This window comes from Herbiconiux liukaitaii, from assembly GCF_041927495.1.
Classification (GTDB): domain Bacteria; phylum Actinomycetota; class Actinomycetes; order Actinomycetales; family Microbacteriaceae; genus Herbiconiux; species Herbiconiux liukaitaii.
The window spans coordinates 261706-282863 of record NZ_JBHFHG010000007.1; the positions used below are offsets into that span (position 1 = coordinate 261706).

17 protein-coding genes and 1 pseudogene are annotated in these 21158 nt (G+C 71.8%); 4 read left to right on the forward strand and 14 right to left on the reverse strand.

Going from position 1 to position 21158, the window contains the following annotated elements; all coding sequences use genetic code 11:
- Positions 1–79: 79 nt before the first annotated feature.
- From ACEXQC_RS15675 to ACEXQC_RS15705, 7 genes are all read right to left on the reverse strand, one after another.
- A complete protein-coding gene (locus tag ACEXQC_RS15675) occupies positions 80–835 on the reverse strand; it encodes a response regulator (RefSeq protein ID WP_374824399.1) in 756 nt (251 codons plus the stop codon).
- The gene (locus tag ACEXQC_RS15680) at positions 832–2226 is read right to left on the reverse strand and encodes a sensor histidine kinase (protein WP_374824402.1); all 1395 of its coding nucleotides are present in this window, start codon (positions 2224–2226) and stop codon (positions 832–834) included. Before ACEXQC_RS15680 ends, ACEXQC_RS15675 begins: the two co-directional genes overlap by 4 nt.
- Positions 2169–2987, reverse strand: coding sequence for an ABC-2 transporter permease family protein (locus ACEXQC_RS15685; RefSeq protein ID WP_374824405.1), 819 nt, complete (start codon positions 2985–2987; stop codon positions 2169–2171). Before ACEXQC_RS15685 ends, ACEXQC_RS15680 begins: the two co-directional genes overlap by 58 nt.
- Complete coding sequence (locus ACEXQC_RS15690) at positions 2984–3922, reverse strand: ABC transporter ATP-binding protein (RefSeq protein WP_374824408.1); 939 nt, start codon at positions 3920–3922, stop codon at positions 2984–2986. The genes ACEXQC_RS15685 and ACEXQC_RS15690 overlap by 4 nt, the downstream gene beginning before the upstream one ends.
- 184 nt (positions 3923–4106) lie before the next feature.
- The gene (locus ACEXQC_RS15695; RefSeq protein WP_374824411.1) at positions 4107–5186 is read right to left on the reverse strand and encodes a hypothetical protein; all 1080 of its coding nucleotides are present in this window, start codon (positions 5184–5186) and stop codon (positions 4107–4109) included.
- A gap of 51 nt (positions 5187–5237) precedes the next feature.
- Positions 5238–7424 carry an acyl-CoA dehydrogenase family protein gene (locus ACEXQC_RS15700; protein WP_374824414.1) on the reverse strand — a complete coding sequence of 729 codons (2187 nt, stop codon included), beginning with the start codon at positions 7422–7424 and terminating at the stop codon, positions 5238–5240.
- A 229-nt stretch (positions 7425–7653) separates the two neighbouring features.
- Positions 7654–8364 (reverse strand): lysophospholipid acyltransferase family protein, encoded by a 711-nt coding sequence (locus tag ACEXQC_RS15705; RefSeq protein WP_374824418.1) that lies wholly within the window; start codon positions 8362–8364, stop codon positions 7654–7656.
- 115 nt (positions 8365–8479) lie between these two features.
- Here ACEXQC_RS15705 and ACEXQC_RS15710 point away from each other — a divergent pair, with 115 nt between their 5' ends.
- Both ACEXQC_RS15710 and ACEXQC_RS15715 read left to right on the forward strand, forming a co-directional pair.
- A complete protein-coding gene (locus ACEXQC_RS15710; protein ID WP_374824421.1) occupies positions 8480–9223 on the forward strand; it encodes a thioredoxin-like domain-containing protein in 744 nt (247 codons plus the stop codon).
- A complete protein-coding gene (locus tag ACEXQC_RS15715; RefSeq protein WP_374824424.1) occupies positions 9220–10008 on the forward strand; it encodes a DUF305 domain-containing protein in 789 nt (262 codons plus the stop codon). The genes ACEXQC_RS15710 and ACEXQC_RS15715 overlap by 4 nt, the downstream gene beginning before the upstream one ends.
- 412 nt (positions 10009–10420) lie before the next feature.
- Here ACEXQC_RS15715 and recQ read toward each other — a convergent pair.
- The 3 genes and pseudogenes from recQ to ACEXQC_RS15730 form a co-directional block, all read right to left on the reverse strand.
- Positions 10421–12274, reverse strand: a pseudogene (recQ, locus tag ACEXQC_RS15720) (DNA helicase RecQ); the annotation flags it as partial.
- Positions 12275–12404: 130 nt separating this feature from the next.
- Positions 12405–14348: a 2-succinyl-5-enolpyruvyl-6-hydroxy-3-cyclohexene-1-carboxylic-acid synthase gene (menD, locus tag ACEXQC_RS15725; RefSeq protein WP_374824427.1), complete on the reverse strand. Its 1944-nt coding sequence runs from the start codon at positions 14346–14348 to the stop codon at positions 12405–12407.
- A complete protein-coding gene (locus tag ACEXQC_RS15730) occupies positions 14345–14695 on the reverse strand; it encodes a PLDc N-terminal domain-containing protein (protein WP_374824430.1) in 351 nt (116 codons plus the stop codon). Before ACEXQC_RS15730 ends, menD begins: the two co-directional genes overlap by 4 nt.
- Before the next feature lie 161 nt (positions 14696–14856).
- Between ACEXQC_RS15730 and ACEXQC_RS15735 the strand changes: the two genes are divergently transcribed.
- Positions 14857–15159: a DUF4229 domain-containing protein gene (locus ACEXQC_RS15735; protein WP_374824434.1), complete on the forward strand. Its 303-nt coding sequence runs from the start codon at positions 14857–14859 to the stop codon at positions 15157–15159.
- Here the strand turns inward: ACEXQC_RS15735 and ACEXQC_RS15740 are convergent.
- The 3 genes from ACEXQC_RS15740 to ACEXQC_RS15750 form a co-directional block, all read right to left on the reverse strand.
- Entirely contained in the window at positions 15156–16202 is a 1047-nt protein-coding gene (locus tag ACEXQC_RS15740; protein ID WP_374824437.1) for a 1,4-dihydroxy-2-naphthoate polyprenyltransferase, read from the reverse strand. The genes ACEXQC_RS15735 and ACEXQC_RS15740 overlap by 4 nt on opposite strands.
- A gap of 194 nt (positions 16203–16396) precedes the next feature.
- Positions 16397–17590 (reverse strand): AMP-binding protein, encoded by a 1194-nt coding sequence (locus ACEXQC_RS15745; RefSeq protein ID WP_374824439.1) that lies wholly within the window; start codon positions 17588–17590, stop codon positions 16397–16399.
- A gap of 460 nt (positions 17591–18050) precedes the next feature.
- Positions 18051–18968 (reverse strand): 1,4-dihydroxy-2-naphthoyl-CoA synthase, encoded by a 918-nt coding sequence (locus ACEXQC_RS15750; RefSeq protein ID WP_374824442.1) that lies wholly within the window; start codon positions 18966–18968, stop codon positions 18051–18053.
- A 110-nt stretch (positions 18969–19078) separates the two neighbouring features.
- Here ACEXQC_RS15750 and ACEXQC_RS15755 point away from each other — a divergent pair, with 110 nt between their 5' ends.
- Complete coding sequence (locus ACEXQC_RS15755) at positions 19079–20095, forward strand: o-succinylbenzoate synthase (RefSeq protein WP_374824883.1); 1017 nt, start codon at positions 19079–19081, stop codon at positions 20093–20095.
- A 36-nt stretch (positions 20096–20131) separates the two neighbouring features.
- Here ACEXQC_RS15755 and ccsB read toward each other — a convergent pair whose 3' ends face one another.
- Positions 20132–21151, reverse strand: coding sequence for a c-type cytochrome biogenesis protein CcsB (gene ccsB, locus ACEXQC_RS15760; RefSeq protein ID WP_374824445.1), 1020 nt, complete (start codon positions 21149–21151; stop codon positions 20132–20134).
- Positions 21152–21158: the final 7 nt, after the last annotated feature.

The following is a 21158-nucleotide window of genomic DNA, read 5'->3' on the forward strand; positions in this document are numbered from 1 at the left end:
GTTCTCCTCGATCGGGGGCGGGTGAGCCAAGAGTACCGTGCGCGCTCAGCCCGATCCGGCGCTCAGACCAGCCAGGCCCTCAGACCAGCCCGGCGCCGTAGGCGTAGATGACCGCCTGCACGCGGTCGCGCAGCTCGAGCTTCTGCAGCACACGGCCCACGTGCGTCTTGACGGTCGACTCCGAGAGGTAGAAGCGCGCGGCGATCTCGGTGTTGGTGAGGCCCTCCGCCATGGCCACGAGCACCTCGCGCTCGCGCTCGGTGAGGCTCTGGAAGCGCGGATCGGAGGCGGACTCCCGGGGCGCGGCGGAGCCGGTGCCTGCACCCGTCCCCGGTGCGGAGCTCGGCAGCTGCGGGCCGAACAGTTCGAGCAGCTTCCTGGTGACCCGCGGCGACACGGCCGCATCTCCCGAGGCGACCGCCCTGATGGCCGTGGCGAGCTCGGTCGGCTTGGCGTCCTTGAGCAGGAATCCGCTGGCCCCGGCGTTGAGCCCGGCGAACGCGTACTCGTCGAGGTCGAAGGTCGTGAGGATGATGATGCGGCTCTGCGGGTGCGCCGCGACCACCCGCCTGGTGGCCTCGATGCCGTCCATGCCGGGCATCCGCACATCCATGAGCACGACGTCGGGGCGCAGCCGCTCCACCGCGGCCACGGCCTCGTACCCGTCTCCCGCCTCGCCCACCACCTCGAAACCGGGGTCGGCATCGAGCACCATGCGCATGCCGAGCCGGATGAGCTGCTGGTCGTCGACGAGCAGCAGGCGGATGCGGCCGGCGGTGGGGGCGGCTCCGTCACCCGGGGCGGGCGCGGAGAGCGCGGGGGCGTCGTCGGTCATCGTGGGGCTCCGTCGTCGTCGCGGGGGGTCGTGGGGAGGGTCGCGTGCACACGCCAGCCGCGGCTGCCTGCGGGGCCCGCGCTCACGGTGCCGCCGTAGACGGCCACGCGCTCGCGCATGCCGATGAGTCCACGGCCCGACCCGGTGGAGGAGGCCTCGCGACCGGGGTCGACGCCGTCGTCGGCCACCTCGATCGACACGGCGGATCCCCCTCCCGGCGTGGCCACGTAGCGCAGCACCACATCGACCGCCGTCACCTGCACGGCGTAGCGCAGGGCGTTCGTGAGGGCCTCCTGCACCACGCGGTAGACGGTCACCTGCAGCGGCAGGTCGGTGGGCGGGTCGCCGGCCGTGGTGAAGCGCACCGGCAGCCCGGCGGCGCGGAAGGAGGCGATGAGCTCGGGGAGGTCGGAGAGCCCGGGCTGGGGAGCGATGGGAGCGGGCTCGCCGGTCGCACGGCCCGTCGCGCCCTCGCCACCGGGTTCGGTGAGCACGCCGAGCGAGCGCCGCACGTCGGTGAGGGCCCTCCGCGCCGTGATGCCCGTCTGCCGCACGGCCTCCCTGGCCGTCTCGGGCGAGCGGTCGATGCTCGCCTCCGCGCCATCCGAGAGCGCCACGATCACGGTGAGGGAGTGCGCCACGATGTCGTGCATCTCACGGGCGATGCGGGCCCGCTCGGCGGCGGCCGCGAGCTGCGCCTGCTGGTCGCGCTCGCGGGCCAGCTGCCTCGCGCGGTCGAGCAGGGCCAGGATGTAGCGGCGGCGGTTGCCGAAGGTGATGCCCACGAGGGTGGCGATGGTCATGAGCATGGTGGTGAGCACCACGTAGCCCACGATCACGGCGAGCTCGAAGGGATTCGCCAGCACGGTCGAGAGCACGGCGATGCCTGCGCCGATCGCCGTCCAGAGCCAGGCCGACCTGGCCGAGCGGTACACGGCGAGCGCGTAGAGCGCGAACATCATGGGGACGACGTCGAGCTGGTTCGTGAAGGGGGGCACCACGAACATCGAGGCCGCGCAGATGGCCGCCGTGACCACGGGCACGTGACGGCGGAAGAGCAGCGCCATGGCGAGGCCCGCCGTCACGTACATGAGGAACAGACCCCAGAGCGGGGTGCTGCGGATCGGGTCGTCCCCGTACGGAGACGACCCGAACACCGCGCCCCCGAAGGAGAGGAGCGCCACGACGCCCATCGGCACCGCGTAGCCGCCCGCGATCAGTCCGTCCAGCACCCACGGGTAGCGGGCGAAGTAGGAGCGGATGAACCCGGGCGGCTTGGGCAGGCGCAGGTCGTCGGCCGTGCGTCTCTCGTCGGCCGTGCGTCTTTCGTCGGTCAGGCGTCTCTCCGTTTCAGCTGCACGGCGGCGGGCGTGGCGACGACCGCGATCCACCCGAGCATAACCAGCAGCGCCTGCCACGGCTCGAACACGTCGCTCGCGAAGAACAGCCCCTGGCCCACGCTCGAGGGCAGCCACTGGCTGAGCACGGTCACCCACTCGGCGGTGATGAAGGCCAGCACGCTCGGCACCACGAGGATGAGGCCCATCGCCGCGGCGATGCCTCCGGCGGTGTGCCGGATGAGGGCACCCACGAAGAAGGCGATCAGCCCGAGCAGCGCGAGGTAGCCGGCGGCACCCACGAGGTGCGGCCAGACCTCGATGTCGAACGGGCTCAGCGAGACCCCGCGCGCATCGAGCAGCCCCCAGTTGACCGCGGCGCTCGCGAACACCGAGACGAGGCCGACCACGAAGCTCGTGACGCTGAAGACGATCGCCTTCGCCCAGAGCACAGGCAGTCGACGCGGCACGGCGGTGAGGCTCGAGCGGATCTGCCCGGTGCCGTACTCCCCGGTGATCACGAGCACACCGAGCACGGAGATGACGAGCTGGTTGAGCATCACACCGAGGCTCGCCGAGAAGACCACGGTGTCGGCCGCGGGTGAGGCGGCGAGGTACTCCGGCTCCTGGGTGAGCACGATCAGCGCGCCCATGCCCACCTGCAGCGCGATCATGATCGCGTACGCCCAGATGGTCGAGCGCACCGTGGTGAGCTTGATCCACTCGCTCTTCAGCACTCCCCCGAAGGTGAGCTTCGCGTCGGGCAGGGGCTGGTGCGAGAGGCGGGCCACGGCGGGCGCGGTCACGGCGGTCATCGGAGTGCTCCTTCGGTGGTGGCGGCTTCGGAGGGCACGGCGGTGCGGTACTCCACCTCGTCGCGGGTGAGGCTCATGTAGGCGTCCTCGAGCGAGCCCTGCACGGGGGTGAGCTCGTGCAGCGGCACCCCGAGCTGCAGGGCGGCGTCGCCGATCACGTCGGCGTCGAGCCCGCGCACCTCGATGGTGTCGGCGGTCGTGCTCGTGACCTCCACGTCGGGCTGCGAGAGGCGGCGGGCGATCTCGTCGATTCGGGGGCTGCGCACCCGCACGAAGGTCTGGGTGGAGCCGACGATGTCGCCGACCGGCGCATCCGCGATGACCCGGCCCTTGCCGATCACGATGATGTGGTCGGCGGTGAGGGCCATCTCGCTCATGAGGTGGCTCGAGAGCAGCACGGTGCGGCCCTCGGCGGCGAACTGCCGCACGAAGCCGCGCACCCACAGCACGCCCTCGGGGTCGAGACCGTTCACGGGCTCGTCGAGGATGAGGGTGGCGGGGTCGCCGAGCAGGGCGGCGGCGAGACCGAGCCGCTGGCCCATGCCGAGCGAGAAGCCGCCCACGCGACGGCCGGCCACCGAGTGCAGGCCCGTGAGGTCGATGACCTCATCGACGCGACGGCGCGGGATGCCGTGGGTTGCGGCGATGGCGCGCAGGTGGTTGCGGGCGCTGCGGCCGGTGTGCACGGCCTTCGCCTCGAGCAGGGCCCCCACCTCGTGCAGCGGCGAGCGGTGCTCGGAGTAGGGCATGCCGTTGACCGTCACGCGGCCGCTCGTGGGCCGGTCGAGCCCCACGATCATGCGCATGGTGGTGGACTTTCCCGCGCCGTTCGGGCCGAGGAATCCCGTCACCTGGCCGGGCCGCACGACAAAGCTCACCCCGTCCACCGCTGTCTTCGCGCCGTAGCGCTTGGTCAAGGTCGTCGCCTCGATCATCCGTCCTCCTGGGTCGTGATGGGTGCGCTCTCTGCGCATCTCTCACGCTACGGACGGCGCCCGGCGCGCTCATCCGCCCCAGGTCTGGTCCTTCGGCCCGCCGCGCAGCGCAGCGTGGTACCCCGGTACCAGTCGGGCGACGGGGCGCGGGCGCCAGGGGTTCCGCGCGGGCGTGCGCGGCCTGCTACACGAGGTGGCGGAAGCCGGAGGGGGAGGAGGCGAGGTGCGGGGGCAGGGAGCTCGCGCCGAACCAGGGGCTCACCTGCACGCCGGGGATGGACGACCGCACGGTGTCGAGCGTGTCGCCGAACTCCGCCTCCGGGTCGAAGCGCGCCCGCAGTGTCGTGTCGACGCCGTGCACCGAGACGAGCAGCTCGGTGGGCGAGGTGCGTTCGAGCAGCACCCGCAGGGCGAGGGTGAAGTCTCCCCCGCCGCCCTGCACGAGCACGTCGGCCGCGAGCGCCAGGGCCCGGCGGCCGGGGCCCCGCTCGAAGAGGCGCACGGAGGGCGTGGGCGTCCTGGGCTCGGCGGGGCGGTAGTCAGCGGTGCGCAGCTGCTGGTCGAGCAGCATCGCCGCGGCGTCGATGTGCTCGGGGCTCGCGGTGACGGCGCACGCGGGGAAGACGGCGAGGTCGAGGGCGGCCTCGGCCTGCTGGACGGTGAGAAAGGCGCCGGGCGGAGGCGGCAGAGGGTGGGCGGGGTGGGGCGGGTTGCCTGCCCACGCAGGATCGGCGGGATGCAGCCAGTCGGCAGTGCCCGCGGCGGACGCGGCGGACGGATCGGCGGGGTGCGGCGGCACCCCCCGCGCGGCCCTCTGCACGCCGCGGGCCGCGAAGGCGATGTACACCCCGGGCACCACGATGCAGAGCACGACCGCCGCGGGTGTGGCGATGGCGAGCACCGACGTCTCGAGCGCGATGTCGAGCGCGAAGGCGGTGAGGATGCTGCCGCCGCCGAAGACCACCATGAGCGCGACCGTCCAGCCGAACGCGGCACCCGCATCCGGTCGCCCGGGGCGCGACCGTGACCGTGAGCGCACCGAGGCGGCCACCGCGAAGAGCGCCCACGAGCCCACCGCCACCATGCCGAGCCCGATGCCGTCGCGCACCGCGTTGCCCGGCGCGACCGGCAGCACCGTCTCGAGGCCCACGACGAACACGAGCAGCACGATCGACAGGCAGGCCAGCCCCAGGCTCATGCCGCGCACCATCGACGCCGTGGCCTCGAGCTGCGGCGGATCGAAGGGTCGCGGAGCCGAGGTCACGGGTTCATTCTACGAAGCCCGTCAGCCCCGTTCCGACGGGCGCGGTACGTGCTACCGGCGCGGAGCCTTGGGCTTCTTCTCGGGAGCGGGAAGGGTGCCATCGGCTCGAGCGGCCTTGTAGTAGTCGCGGGCCTCCACCTGGCGGGCCTTCTCGGCGCCGGTCGCGATGGCCGCGCGCACGTGCTCGGGGCCGTAGCCGAACGCCGTCACGAGGTCCTGGGCGTGCGGGCGGATGCGCGCCGAGAGCCGCTGGGTGTAGAGGCCCACGGCCTGGGCCCGCTGGGGCGACAGGCGACCGTTGAGCAGGTACCAGGCGAGGTGCTTCTCCACGAGGCCGAGCCCGAAGAGGTCGCGCAGCCAGGTGAGCACCACGCGGGTGCCGTCGTCCATACCTGCGCCGACGGCGTCGCCCTCGAGGGCATCCGTGAACGCCTCCCACTGCAGCAGCTCGGCGTGCGCTCGTGCGGCCTCGATGATCTCGGCCTGGTGCTGGTTGAACAGATCGGCAGCGGCCTTCTGCGAGAGCTTCGAGGCGGGCCGCAGCTTGGTGGCGACCTCGCCCACCATGGTCTCCACGCGGTCGGTCAGCAGCTGGCGCTGGGCGGCGGTCTCGCGCAGCTGCCCCACCGAGCGGGCGGTCGATCCGAAGTCCGCCACCCGCTGCGCGAGCGAGCGCAGACCCGATCCGTGCACCGCCCTGTCGGAGGCGTGCTCCACCACGTAGCGCGCGAGCACCCCGAAGTCGGCCTTGGCGAAGCGGCGGCTGTAGTCGCTCAGCAGGCGCTTGGCCACGAGCTGCAGCAGCACGTGGTTGTCGCCCTCGAAGGTGGCGTAGATGTCGAGGTCGGCGCGCAGGCCCACCAGGCGGTTCTCGGCCAGGAAGCCGGCGCCGCCGCAGGCCTCGCGAGCCTCCTGCAGCGTCTCGAGCGCGTGCCAGGTGCTGAGCGGCTTGAGGGCGGCCGCGAGGGTCTCGAGGTCCTGCCTGTCGGCATCCGTGTCGGCGGCACCCGAGAACACCTGGTCGAACTTGGTGAGCAGCTGCTCGTGCGCGAAGCTCGCGGCGTAGGTGGTGGCGAGCTTCGGCATGAGGCGCTTCTGGTGCAGCTGGTAGTCGAGCAGCACCTCCTCGTCGGTGTCGCTGCCGGCGGTGAACTGGCGGCGCTCGTTGCCGTAGGTCACGGCGATGGTGAGGGCGATCTTCGCCGCGGCCACCGAGGCGCCGTCGAGCGAGACGCGGCCCTGCACGAGCGTGCCGAGCATGGTGAAGAAGCGGCGACCGGGGCTCTCGATGGGGCTCGAGTACGTGCCGTCCTTTGCCACGTCGCCGTAGCGGTTGAGCAGGTTGACGCGCGGCACGCGCACGTCGTCGAAGTGCAGGCGGCCGTTGTCGATGCCGTTGAGGCCGCCCTTGATGCCGTCGTCCTCGCCCCCGATGCCCGGCAGGAACTCACCGGTCGCGGCATCGCGGATGGGCACGTAGAAGGCGTGCACGCCGTGGTTCACGTTCTTCGTCACGAGCTGGGCGAACACCACGGCGGCGATGCCGTGCTGGGCGGCGTTGCCGAGGTAGTCCTTCCACGCGCCGCGGAACGGGGTGTTCAGCACGAAGTCGCCCGACTCCTCGTCGAAGGTCGCGGTGGTGCCGATGGAGGCGACGTCGGATCCGTGGCCGGTCTCGGTCATCGCGAAGGCGCCGGGCACGTCGAGGCTCATGATCGCGGGGAGGAACGTCTCGTGGTGGTAGCTCGTGCCGAGGTGCAGCACGGCCGCACCGAAGAGGCCCCACTGCACACCCGACTTGATCTGCAGGCTCGGATCGGCCGTCACGAGCTCCTCGAAGCCCGCGATGTTGCCGCCGTGGTCGTCTTGGCCGCCGACCGACTTGGGGAACGCGCGGTGCACGGCGCCGTCCTTGACGAGGAGCTTGAGCTGCTCGAACACGCGCTCGCGGTGCTCGGCCACGCTCTGGCCGTCGATGCGCTGCATCTCGGGGCGGGCCGTCAGCTCACGGGAGGCGAGGCGCACCTCGGACCAGGTGCCCAGCAGGTAGCGGCCGAGCCACTCCACGTCGGTGCGGGCGACCACCACGTCGGCGCGGTCGGTCTTGGCGGGCTTGCCGCTCCGGCCGTCTCGTCCGGCGCCCTTGCCGTTCTTGCCTGCACCCTTCTGGGGCACTCGGGCGGTCTCGTCGAGGTCCTTCTCGATCTCGGCCGTCTCGGTGTCGAGCGTGTTCGTCATCTCTGGTCCTCTTCATCGCTGATTGAGTCGACTCCCACGCTAAGAGGCCTTCGATCCGCCTCGAAATCACCCGTCAGCGGCCTACAAAGAGGGGCCGGGGCGCTCGATGGTCGACTGTAGGGATCCCACAGTCAGCGGGGCGTTCTCCCAGCCGAGAGAGACAAACGCGCTCTGGCTGGCTGGGGGCTGCCGAGCGGGTCAGAGCGGGTCGTTCAGAGCGGGTCGCGGGTCAGAGCGGGTCGTTGCGGTGCAGGGCGCGGCGCACCCGCTCCACCACCGAGGCGGGAGGCGGCTCGTTGTAGGCGTTGGCGAGCACCTGGCCCGAGAGGGTGCCGATGGCCGCCATCACGTCGTCGGTCAGCCGCCGGCGGGCCCGCGCGGCGCCCGCCTCCCCATAGGTCGTGGGGTCGATCGGCTCGCCGAAGCGGATGGTGACCGGCCGGATCCGCGGGATCTTCGCATCCACCGGCAGCAGCTCCTCGGTGCCAGTGAGGCCGACGGGCACGATGGGGCACCCCGTGGTGAGTGCGAGCCAGGCCACGCCCGTGCGGCCCTTGTAGAGGCGACCGTCGCGGGATCGGGTGCCCTCGGGGTAGATGGCGAAGGCGCCGCCGGATTCGAGCACCTCGCGACCGCTCTCGAGCGAGTCCTGCGCGGCGGTGGCGCTCTCGCGGTCGACGGAGATGGCGCCGATCGACTCGAAGAAGCTCTTCGAGAGCCTGCCCTTCGCGCCGGGGGCGTCGAAGTACTCCGACTTGGCGAGGAACCGCACGTCACGGGGTGCGATGAGCGTGATGACCACGCTGTCGATGAAGCTCAGGTGATTGCTGGCGAACAGCACGGGCCCCTCGCGGGGCACGTTCTCGCGCCCTTCGACGGTCGGTCGGTAGAGCACCCGGGCCACGGGTCGGGTGACGCCGCGCAGCACGGATTTGAACATGCCCCTACCCTCACACGGCGCACATTCCCCATCGGGTATGCGCGTGTATTCATGCATTCCCCAGCAGGATCCGGAATAGTTGTCTCGACAATAAGTCCCTTTCGAAATGAGACCCGTGACTCCTCGCAACGACGACGCCACCCGTTCCTCGTCCTCCTCCTCGTCGTCCTCCTCCGGTTCGGCCGGTGGCGTGCCCCCCAAGGCGAAGGAGCAGGCCAAGAAGCTGACCGTCAAAGAGGAGCGCGACGCCCGCCGGGCCGAGAAGGTCGCCGCCCTCGTAGCGCAGCAGAAGCGGCAGCAGCGCAACAAGCGCTTCGGCATCATCGGTGGGGCCGTGGCGGGTGTCGTGGCCGTGGGGCTCATCATCACCTTCGTGGTCACGAGCGCCGAGCCGCAGGTCGATCCGGCCTCGATCTCGATCGCCGACCTGCAGACCTACGACCTCACCGCCAACCACGTCGAGGGCACGGTCGACTACGAGCAGACCCCGCCCGCCGGCGGTGACCACAACGCCGTCTGGCTCAACTGCGGTGTCTACGAGGAGGCCGTGCCCAACGAGAACGCCGTGCACGCCCTCGAGCACGGTGCCGTGTGGGTCACGTACAACCCCGACGTCGTCGACGAGGCCGGTGTGCAGACCCTGCGCGACCAGCTGCCCGATAACTACGTGGTGCTCTCGCCGTTCCCCGGCCTGAGCTCGCCCGTGGTGATCTCGGCGTGGGACAACCAGGTCTTCCTCGATGGTGTGAACGACGAGCGCCTCGGCGACTTCGTGCAGAAGTTCTGGCGCTCCAACGACGCTCCCGAGCCCGGTGCCGCGTGCACCGGCGGGCTCGACGCCGCGGGCAAGGTCGCTTGACGACCGGGGCTGAGCAGGGCGGCAGCGCCCCTCGTTCCTCCGGCGACCCGACCGCCCCGTCCGACCCCGCGGTCGCTGTGAAGAGCGCGGGGCGCGGTCGGGTCGTGCTCGCGGCCGTCGTGGCGGTGGCGGTGCTCGTGGTCGCTGCGTTCTCGGCCGGATGGCTGGCCGCACCCCGCGTGCCGACTCCCACCGACACGAGCGTCGAGGCGGGTTTCGCGCGCGACATGCAGACTCACCACAACCAGGCCGTCGAGATGTCGCTCATCCTGCGCGACGTCACCGATGATCCGGAGGTGCGATCGCTCGCCTACGACATCGCCACGTCGCAGTCGCAGCAGTCGGGGCAGATGTACGCCTGGCTCAACTCGTGGGGCCTCCCGCAGGCGTCGAGCCAGCCGGTCATGAGCTGGATGTCGCAGCCCACCCTCGACGGCTCCGACTCGGGCCACGGCCACGGCGCCGACGCCGTCACCGGCACCGGCACCGGCGACGCCGCGAGCACGGGCACGGCGGCGACCGCCGAGCCGATGACCCCGGGCGGCGAGATGCCCGGCATGGCCACCTTCGAGCAGCTCCAGGAGCTGCAGCAGCTGCAGGGCGTCGACGCCGAGCGCCTCTACCTCGAGCTCATGATCGCGCACCACCGCGGCGGCGTGGAAATGGCCGAGGCGGCCGTCTCACGCACCACCAACCCGCTCGTGGTCACGCTCGCCGACGCCATCATCGTGGCCCAGCAGAGCGAGATCGAGTACATGCAGACCCTCCTGGCCGCCCGCACGTAGCGCCCGCCCCACCGGCCTCGGCCGCCCACCCCTGTGCGTCAACGGGGGGGCAGGTGCGTCAGCGGGGGGCGTCTGCGTCGTCGTAGGGAGGGATGTCGTCGAACGGGGGGTACTCGTCGTCCGGCGGCACGTCGTCGAAGGGGGGTGGCGCGTCGTAAGGGGGCGCGTCGTCGAACGAGGGCTGGGCGCCCCGCGCCGGCGCCGAACGCCGGTCGTTGCGACCACCGGATCGCGAGCCACCCGAGCGCGAGCCGCCCGACCCGGCGCCACCCGAGCGCGTGCCGCCCGACCGTGAGCCGAAGGATGGCGAGCCTCCCGATGTGCCGCCAGCGGAGGGCGACGAGGTCGCTCGGGCCGCTCGGGGAGCCGGGGCGGCTCCGTCTGCGGACTCCTCCGACGGGGTGAAGACACCCGCGGTGACCACCTCCACGAGACCGGCGCCGTACGAGTCGCGCTTGCGCTCCCCGATGCCGGCGATGCCCTCGAGCGCCTCGACCGAGGCGGGTCGCAACGACGCGACCGCCGCGAGGGTGGCGTCGTGGAAGACCACGTAGGCGGGCACCCCCTGCTCGCGCGCTGTGGCGGCACGCCAGGCACGCAGCTCCTCGAACAGGTCGGCGTCAGCATCGGAGAGATCGGCCTTGGCCGCCGACGAGCGGGTGCGACCCGATCCGCCCGCGCCTCCCGATGCGCTGCCCGACCCCGACCGCGCCGGCCGCTCAGGCTCGCGCCGAAGCTGCACCGTGCGCGTGCTCGAGAGCACCTCGGCACTCGCGGGCGTGATGACCAGGGTGCCGTACCCGTCGTCGTTCACCGCGAGCAGGCCCTGCGCCAGCAGCTGCCGCACCACGCCCCTCCACTGCGACTCGCTCAGATCCTCCCCGATGCCCCACGTGCTCAGCGTGTCGTGACCCTGCTGACCCACCCGGTCGGTGCGCTTGCCGCGCAGGATGTCGATGAGGTGCCCCGCCCCGAAGCGCTGATTGCGCTCGCGATCGAGCCGCACCACCGTGGAGAGCAGCTTCTGCGCCGGCACCGTTCCGTCCCACGATTCGGGAGGCGTGATGCACGTGTCGCAGTTGCCGCACGGCTCGCTCGGCTGCCCGAAGTAGCCGAGCAGGTTCACCCGGCGGCAGTGCACGGTCTCGCACAGCGCGAGCATCGCGTCAAGGTGCGACGACAGCCGGCGGCGGTGCGCCAGGTCGCCGGGCGACTCGTCGATCATGCGCCGCTGCTGCACCACGTCGTTGAGGCCGTACGCCATCCACGCCGTCGAGGGCAGACCGTCACGCCCCGCGCGACCGGTCTCCTGGTAGTACCCCTCCACCGACTTCGGCAGGTCGATGTGCGCCACGAACCGCACGTCGGGCTTGTCGATGCCCATACCGAACGCGATCGTGGCCACGATCACCACACCCTCGTCGCGCAGGAACCTGGCCTGCGTGCGCGCACGCACCCCGGCATCCAACCCCGCGTGGTACGGCATGGCGTCGATGCCGTTCTGGGCCAGGAACTGCGCCGTCTGCTCCACGGTCTTGCGCGACATCGCGTACACGATGCCCGCATCGCCCGCGTGCTCGGCACGGATGAACGAGAGCAGCTGCTTGCGCACCTCGTTCTTCGGATCGATGCGGTACTGGATGTTGGGCCGGTCGAACGACGCCACGAAGTGCCTGGCCTCGCCGAGGGAGAGCCGCGACGTGATCTCCTTGTGGGTCGCCTCGGTGGCCGTGGCTGTGAGGGCGATGCGCGGCACATCCGGCCAGCGCTCGGCGAGCTCCGCGAGCGCGAGGTAGTCGGGCCGGAAGTCGTGACCCCACTGCGACACGCAGTGAGCCTCGTCGATCGCGAAGAGCGCGATCTCGCCGCTGGCGAGGAAGCGCTTCGTGCTCTCGGAGGAGAGCCGCTCGGGAGCGACGTAGAGCAGGTCGAGCTCGCCTGCGAGGTAAGCGTTCTCGACCTCGGCCCTCGTGGCCGAGTCCTGCGTGGAGTTGAGGAAGGCCGCACGCACGCCGACGGCCTTCATGGCCTCGACCTGATCGTGCATGAGCGCGATGAGCGGCGAGACCACCACCCCCGTGCCCTTCCGCACGATCGAGGGCACCTGGTAGCAGAGCGACTTGCCCGCACCCGTGGGCATGAGCACCACGGCGTCGCCGCCGCCGATCATGTGGTCGATGATCTCGGCCTGGTCGCCGCGGAACGAGTCGTAGCCGAACACCCGGCTGAGGGTGTCGAGAGCGGCGGAGGCTGTGGTGTCTGTCACGTGTCGAGCCTAGTTCGCGGATCCGACAGCGAGCTGTTCTCCCCAGGTCCCTTGATCCGTCACGCGCCGAGCGCGATTGTGCAGGAGAGGTCGCCTGCCAGGTCTGGCCCGGCGCTGTCCCGCGATCCGCTCAGCGCCCGAAGCGGACCTCCACGATGCTGCGACCCGCCGGAGGCGAGGCCAGTGCAGAGTCGAGGTCGCCGCGGCGGGCGATGAGGCGGTGGCTCCAGCCGTAGGCCGCGGCGAGCGCCGCGATGTCGACGCCCTGCGGGGTGAACATCACGCGGTCGAAGGCGTCCGGAGAGGCCGATCCCGCCACCTCGAGCCCGTCGAAGATGGTGCCGCCGCCGTCGTTGCCCACGATCACCTGCACACGCGGCTCCGTCTCGCCGATCGGCAGAAGCAGCGCTCCCACGTCGTGCAGCAGCGTGAGGTCGCCGAGCAGCACGCGTGTGGTGCCCGCGCGGGCCGCCGCCGTCTGGCTGCCCAGGGCGATGCCCGTGGCGGTGGCGATGGTGCCGTCGATGCCCGCGAGGCCGCGGTTGGAGTGCACCGGGATCCGCTTGCCGGGCGCCGCAGCATCCAGCTCGCGGATGAGGCGGGAGGCGCCGAGCACCAGGCGGTCGTGCGGCCAGGTGGCCCGCCACACGGCGAGTACGAGGGAACGGCGCGTGATGGGGGCGTTGAGCACCTCGAGCTCGCGCTTGGCGTAGGCGCGCGAGCCCTCGATGTCGTCGCTGCCGCCCTGCACGATCACCGGGGGCGCCACGTCGTCGCCCTCCGCCGCCAGCTCGGCGAGCTCGCGGCCGGCGAACACCCACTGGCCCGTCCAGGCGCGGGCCGCGCGGTCGGAGCGGTCCTCGGGGTCGACGGTCACGTCGTCGACGAGCACGGCATCCGGATGCGGGACCACGGGCTCCCCCGGCCCCTCCACCACCACGAGCTCGAGCCCGTCACGGGCGAGCAGGGCCGCCACCTGGCGGCTGAGCGTGGGGTGGCCGAACACGACGGCGCGCTCCACGCGGCCACCGAAGTCGGGGTGGTCGAGCAGCTCGCGGTGGTGCTGCGCGAGGTTGGGCCCGAAGCGCGCCCCGCTCGACACCTCGGCCACGAGCGGCCAGCCCGCCTCGAGGGCGACGGCGTTGGCCCGCTCCCCCGCGTCGGCACCGGCCACCACGAGAGTGCGCGGGCCGCGGGCCAGGTGCAGGATGCGGGGCACGGATGCGGCGACGGCCGTCGCGCCCGCCCAGCCCAGGATCAGGTCGCCATTAACATCGCTGGGTTCCAGCGAATCCGGGGGTTCCGGCAACAGCGGGCCCGAGAGCGGCTCGACGAACTGCAGGTTGAGGTGCACGGGCCCCCGCGCTGCGCCCGTCGCCGTCTCGAACGCCGCGGCAGCGAGCGCCCGCGCATCCGGGATCGCCTCGAGCGTGGGGGCCGGCACGTCGATCTCGGAGCGCACGAAGCGGCCGAAGAGACCGGGCTGCCACGTGGTCTGGTTCGATCCGGTGCCGCGGAGGTGGGAGGGGCGGTCGGCCGTGAGCACGATCATGGGGACGCCGGAGTGGCCCGCCTCCACGACCGCCGGCAGCAGGTTGGCGGCGGCGGTGCCCGAGGTCGTCACCACGAGGGCCGGCCGGCCGGTCTCGCGGGCGATGCCGAGGGCGGTGAAGGCCGCGACCCGCTCGTCGATGCGCACGTGCAGTCGCACGAGGCCCTCCGTCTCGAGCGCCGCGAGCGCCAGCGCGAGGGCTTGCGAACGTGAGCCGGGCGACACGATCGCGTGCTGCACCCCGCGCTCGACGAACGCACGCAGCAGCCGGTCGGCGAACGTGGCGGCGGCACTCGCCGTGGGTGCGCCCGCGTCTGCGGCTATGACCTCGTGGTGATCGGAATTGAGGCCGGCCAGGGGCTCGCGATCGTCTGAACCCTCTGCGTGATCGGGATCTAGGCCCGCCAGGGGCTCGCGATCGCCTGCTGAACCCTCTGCGCGGTCGGGATCGAGGCCTACCAGGGGCTCGCGGTCGTCTGCCGAACCACCTGCGCGGTCGGCCCGCGGCTCGGTCGGGCTCACCGGTCGGTTCTGTCGTTGTCCGTCTCGTCGTCGGTCTCGGCCAGACGCTTCTCGAGCTCGCGGATCCGCTCGTCCTCAGTGGGGTCGGGCACGACGCGCATGGTGCCGAGGAAGTCGGGGTCGTCGTCCGGCCCCATCGCGCGCTTTGGCGCGGAGTTCACACGGCGGGCACGCCCGAAGATGAGCCACAGGATGCCGCCGATGGGGGTGAACAGGATGATGATGAACACCCACGCGACCTTCGGAAGTACCTTCACGCGGGCCTTCGGGAGCATCAGGCAATCGACGAGGGCGTAGACGGTGAACGCCACGACGACGATGACGAGAGCGAGGAGGACGCGGGCCATGTGAGTAAGCGTACCCCCGGCATCCGGGAGCAGACTGCGTGTTGCAGGACCGTGACCTGGGCATCTCCGGTGGTCGATCCGGACCGGGGTCCGCCCCGCGGATCGGCACCCGTTCCGGCGTCCCGGCAGGCGGTCAGGATGCACGCTTTAGACTCGACAGCGTGAATCCTGGACGCACCTGGCTCGTGTACACCCTCATCCGTGTGGGCATCTTCGCCGCCGTGCTCGCGCTCCTGCTGGTGCTGCAGATCACGCCGTGGCTCGCGGCCGTCATCGCCGCGCTCATCTCGCTCTGCATCTCGATCATCGTGCTGCGCAAGCCTCGCGACGAGGCGTCCCGATCGCTCTACGAGGCGCGCGCCAACCGCGGCCAGGCGCAGAGCACCAAGCCCGCCGCCGCCTCGGAGGATGAGGACGTGGAGGACACCGCGATCGACCGGAGCGGCACGAAGAGCTCCGACTAGAGCGCGAACGCCAGTCCGAGCCCGACTCCGTAGAGCAGCCCGAACAGGCTCGTGAGCTGCAGCACGATGATGAACTCGCGTGGCTGCCTGGCCGTGATCATGATGATCGACGCCGGCACCGTGATGAGCAGCGTGAAGAACACCAGCGGCGCGAGCGGGTACAGCAGGCTGAAGAACCACAGGATCGCGTAGGCGAGCACGAGGTACACGACGTACACGACGCGGGATGCGGTGCGCCCGATGAGCACCGAGAGCGTGCGCTTCTTGGCGAGCTTGTCCTGGTCGATGTCGCGGATGTTGTTGGCCATCAGCACCGCGCACGCGATGAGGCCGATCGCGATGCCCGAGAGCCAGCTCTCGGTGCTCACGTCGCCGGCGAGGATGAACGTGGTGCCCGCGGTCGCCACGATCCCGAAGAACACGAAGACGAAGACCTCACCGAGGGCGTAGTAGCCGTACGGATGCTTGCCGCCCGTGTAGAACCAGCCGGCGGCGATCGCGGCGGCACCGACGGCCAGAAGCCACCAGTGGCCCGTGATCACGGTGATGGCGAGGCCCGCGACCGCCGCGAGGCCGAAGCACACGATCGCCACGGCGAGCACACGCTTGGCGGGCACGAGCCCCGATCCGGTGAGGCGGGGCGGGCCCACGCGGTAGTCGTCGGTGCCGCGGATGCCGTCGCTGTAGTCGTTGGCGTAGTTGACGCCCACCTGCAGCAGCACCGAGACGGCGAGGCAGAGCAGGGCGAGGGTGATGTCGATGTCGGTCATCACGGCGGCGGCTCCCGCGCCGAGGGCGACGGGGGCGATGGAGAGGGTGAGGGTGCGCAGTCGGGCCCCGGCGATCCAGGCCCCGGCAGCCGACCGCGGCCCGGCGGCGGCGCGCCCCCCTGCCCCGGCGGCGGCGCGCGCCCCTGGACCGACGCCCGCGGCGGATGGGGTGCGGTTGCCCGAACCGGCGCCGCCACCGGCACCGCGCGCAGCGGCGCCGCGGTTCACGCGCGCAGGATGGCCGGAGGGTCGCTTGCTCTTGCTTTTCGACATCGCCCCGATCCTATTCCCGCCACCTGCCAGCCCGCCCCGCACCCCGCGCCCCGCCTGGCAGTGAGGGCCGAACCAGCGGGCACACGCGGGGTCGTCGGTTCAGGGATGGGGGGTCGAACCGGCGGGCGAGGACGGGTGGTGGCGGCTCAGGGGCGGGGCGTCTCGCACCAACGGGCAGAGGTGGGGTCGTCGGTTCAGGGGCGGGGAGTCTCGAACCAGCGGGCGAGGGTGGCGCGGTCGGGCTTGCCCGAGGCGAGGCGCGGCAGGGCCTGCACCTGAGTGAGCCCGGCAGGCGCCGCGGCCCGCCCGGCCGCCTCGATCACGACGGCCCTCACCGCCTCGAGCGCACTGTCGGGCCCCCGCACACCCACACCGCCACCACCACCTGCACCTGCGCCTGCGCCCGCGCCCGCGCCACCACCTGCGCCTGCGCCTGCGCCATTGTCACCGCGCGCACCGCTACGCCCACCTGCGCCATCATCGCCACCCGCACCGCCACCACCCGCGCCCGCGGCACCAGCACCAGCACCAGCACCAGCACCAGAGCCTGCTCCTTCGCCGGTTTCGAGCACGAGCTCGCTCACCTGACCCCAGCGCTCGCTCGCGCGCGGGACCACCACGGCCTGCTCGAAGCCGGGGACACTCTGCACGAGGCGCTCCACGAGGTCGAGCGACACCTTCACTCCGCCAGAGATGATCACGTTGTCCTTGCGGCCAGAGACGCGCACCACCCCGTCGACCACCGTCCCGGTGTCCCCCGTGCGGTACCAGCGCCCATCGACCTCGGTGTGGAAGCGCTCGGCGGTCAGCTCGTCGTCGCCGAGGTAGCCCTCGGCCAGCGTCGGCCCCGAGAGCTCGATCTCGCCGCCCACCATGCGCGCCGTCGTCCGCCCGATCGGCACGCCGTCGTAGACGCAGCCGCCCGCCGTCTCGCTCGAGCCGTACGTGCGCACCACCCGGATCCCCAGCCCGCTCGCGCGCTCCCCCAGCAGCTCAGGCAGCGCCTGCCCACCCACGAGCACCGCGTCGAAGCGGGCCACGGCCGAGCGGATGCGGGCGTCGGCCTCGGCCGCCTCCACGAGCCGCAGCAGCTGGGCGGGCACGAGCGACGTGAAGCGCAGGGGGGCGTCGAGCTGAGCGGCGAGGTCGACGAACGTCTCGACGGAGAAGTGACCTCGCGGGTGGATGACCGGCCTCGTCGACGCCACGATCGAGCGCACGAGCACCTGCACCCCCGCGATGTAGTGCGTCGGCAGGGCGAGCAGCCACTGCCCCGGGCCGCCGAGCGCGGCCTCGGTGGCCCCGGCCGACGCCAGCAGCGCATCAGAGCTCAGCGCCACCCGCTTCGGCTCCCCCGACGACCCCGACGTCTCGATCACCACCGACACCCGCTTAGCCACCTCCCCCGGCAGCCCCACCCCGCGCCCGCCCCCATGGACGTCGCCCTCCCGGACACCGCCCCCACGACCCACCACGCGCTCGTCACCCGCGCTGCGCGCACGATCTGCCCCGCGGTTATTGGCCGCACCACGCCCGCCAGCTGCCGGAACGTCGGCCACCGCGGTGCTCGTCGATCCGCTTGCGGGATCGCTCGGCTGGTCTCGCGGTGGGGTCACGGAAGCATCGCGCGGAAGGATCGCCGAGCCGTCATTCGCCAGCGCGCGCCGGAGCTCACGCTCGACCACACCGGGGTCAGACCCGTCGATGACCTCGAGCCGCCGGCTCACGACCGCACCGCCCCAGCCACCGCCGGCGCTGCGGCGGGCGCCACCCGCACGCGCACCATCGCACCTACGGCGACCGGTGCCACCGGCATCGCCGCGACCGCCATCACCGCTGGGGTGGGCATCAGAAGTGGTAGGGGAAGGACGACCAGTCGGGGTCGCGCTTCTCGAGGAAGGAGTCGCGGCCCTCCACGGCCTCGTCGCTCGCGTAGGCCAGGCGGGTGGCCTCGCCCGCGAAGATCTGCTGCCCCACGAGCCCGTCGTCGACCGCATTGAACGCGTACTTGAGCATGCGGATGGCCGTCGGCGACTTGCCGAGCACGATGCGCGCCCAGGCGAGCGCCTCGGTCTCGAGCTCGGCGTGCGGCACCACCTTGTTGACCGCCCCCATCTCGTAGGCCCGCTGCGCGCTGTACTCCTCGGCGAGGAAGAAGACCTCGCGCGCGAACTTCTGCCCGATCTGCTTCGCGTAGTAGGCGCTGCCGTAGCCGGCGTCGAACGACCCCACATCCGCATCCGTCTGCTTGAACCGGCCGTGCTCGGCCGACGCGATGGTGAGGTCGCAGATGGCGTGCAGCGAGTGCCCGCCCCCGGCCGCCCACCCGGGCACCACCGCGATGACGACCTTGGGCATGAAGCGGATGAGCCGCTGCACCTCGAGGATGTGCAGCCGCCCGGCCCGCGCCGTGTCGATGCCGGCCGCCGTCTCCTCGTCGGAGTACTTGTAGCCGTCTCGACCCCGGATGCGCTGGTCACCCCCGCTGCAGAACGCCCACCCGCCGTCGCGCGGGCTCGGCCCGTTTCCCGTGAGCAGCACCGCCCCGACGCGCGGGTTCTGCCGCGCATCGTCGAGCGCGGCGTAGAGCTCGTCGACCGTCTTGGGCCGGAAGGCATTGCGCACCTCGGGCCGGTCGAAGGCGATGCGCGCCACCTGGCTCGCGTGGTCGAGGTGGTAGGTGATGTCGGTGAACCCCTCGGAACCCGGCGCCACGACCCACTCGGCCGGGTCGAAGATGTCGGAGACGGTGGTGCGATCGCTCATGCTGCAAGGGTACGCGCCCCACAGGGAAGCCCCCATGGCCGAGCGGGATTGTGGATGGATGTGCGCGGGGCGACACTTGTGGAGTGCAGGACGACGAACGCGACACCGACGTGACCACCACCGCCGACGATCGCGACACCGACACCCCCCTCCCCCCGCTCGCCGACCTGCTCGACCGCCTGCACGTGGTGGCACTCCCCCTGCACACCCGCTTCCGCGGCCAGACCGTGCGCGAGATCGCCCTGTTCGAGGGGTCGGAGGGCTGGACCGAGTTCTCCCCCTTCCCCGAATACGCAGACGAGGAAGCCGCCGCCTGGCTCCGCGCAGCACTGGAGTTCGGCTGGTCGACGCCTCCGGCACCGATCCGCACGAGCATCCCGGTGAACGCCACGCTCCCCGCCGTCGCCGCCCACGACGTGGAGCGCGTTCTCGCCCACTACGACGGCTGCCGCACCGTGAAGGTCAAGGTCGCCGAGAGCGGCCAGACCCTCGACGACGACGTGCAGCGCATCGCCCGCGTGCGCGAGCTGCTGGGGCCGGAGGGTCGCATCCGCCTCGACGCCAACGGCGGCTGGAACCTCGACGAGGCCGAGCACGCCGTGCACCGCCTCGCCGAGTTCGACCTCGAGTACCTCGAGCAGCCGTGCGCGAGCGTGGAGGAGCTCGCCGAGCTGCGCCGCCGCACGAAGTACCTCGGCATCCCGGTGGCGGCCGACGAGAGCGTGCGCAAGGCCGAGGATCCGCTCGCGGTCGCCCGCGCGGGCGCCGCCGACCTCCTCGTGGTGAAGGCGCAACCGCTCGGAGGCATCCGACGGGCGCTCGACGTGGTGGCCGAGGCGGGCCTCCCCGCCGTGATCTCGTCTGCCCTCGAGAGCTCGATCGGCATCGCGATGGGCGCGCACCTCGCCGCGGCGCTACCCGAGCTGCCCTACGACTGCGGGCTCGCCACCGTCGACCTCTTCGAGGCAGACGTCGTGAGCGCCGAGCGCAGCCTGCGGCCCCGCGGCGGCAGCATCCCGGTCGAGCGCGTCACGCCCGACCCCGCCCTCCTGGCGGCCCAGAGCGCCGACCCCAACCGCGACACGTGGTGGCGCGCCCGCATCACCCGCGTGCACGCCCTCCTCTGACGCGAGCACTGCGGACACAGAGCCGAAAGGGGCGGTCTACAGCCCCGAGTAGGCGTGCAGGCCCTTGAAGAACACGTTCACCACACCGAAGTTGAACAGCACGGCCGCGAAACCCACGATCGCCAGCCACGCCGACCGCGACCCGCGCCACCCGCGTGTGGCCCGCGCGTGGATGTAGCCCGCGTAGATGGTCCAGATGATGAAGGTCCAGACCTCCTTGGTGTCCCAGCCCCAGTACCGGCCCCACGCGCGCTCGGCCCAGATGGCACCGGCGATGAGCGTGAAGGTCCAGAACACGAAGCCCACGATGTTCACCCGGTAGGCGAGCCGCTCGAGGGTGTCGGCGTCGGGCAGCGTGCGCAGGAAACGCAGTCGCAGCGCGCTGCCGAGCCGCCCCATGGCGTCGCCCTTCGTCTGCAGCAGCTGCACGATCGAGAGCGCACCACCGAGAGCGAAGAACGCCGTACCCAGGATGGCCACGAGCACGTGGATGACGAGCCACGCCGACTGCAGTGCAGGCGGCAACGGCGAGATCGCCACGTAGTAGTTGATGGTCGAGACGCCGAGCAGCACGAGCACCAGGCCCGTCACGAAGGTGCCGAGGAACCGCAGGTCTTCGCGCAGGAGCAGCACGAGGAACACCGCCACGATGAGCACGGTGCCCGTGATGGAGAACTCGTACATGTTGGCCCACGGCACCCGGGCGGCCGCGATGCCGCGCAGCACGACGGCGACGAGCTGGATGACGAACGCGAGCACCGTGAACACCACGCCGAGCCGCAGCGCGAGCGACCGACGACCGGAGGAGTCGCGCCCCTCGAGCGACAGCAGCGACGAGTCGGCGTCACCCGCACCGGCACCGGCACCGGACGCACCGGCTCCGGAGGCGCCCACACCCCCGGCCCCCACCGCCACAGGCACCTCGGCCACGACGGCCTTCTTCACCGTCGACGACCGACGCGCCAGGTCGAGCGTGAACGCGATGAAGGCCAGCGCGTACACCCCCATGGCCGAGTAGATCAGGATGAGGGAGAGATCATCGAGCGTTTGCGTCACAGGAAGA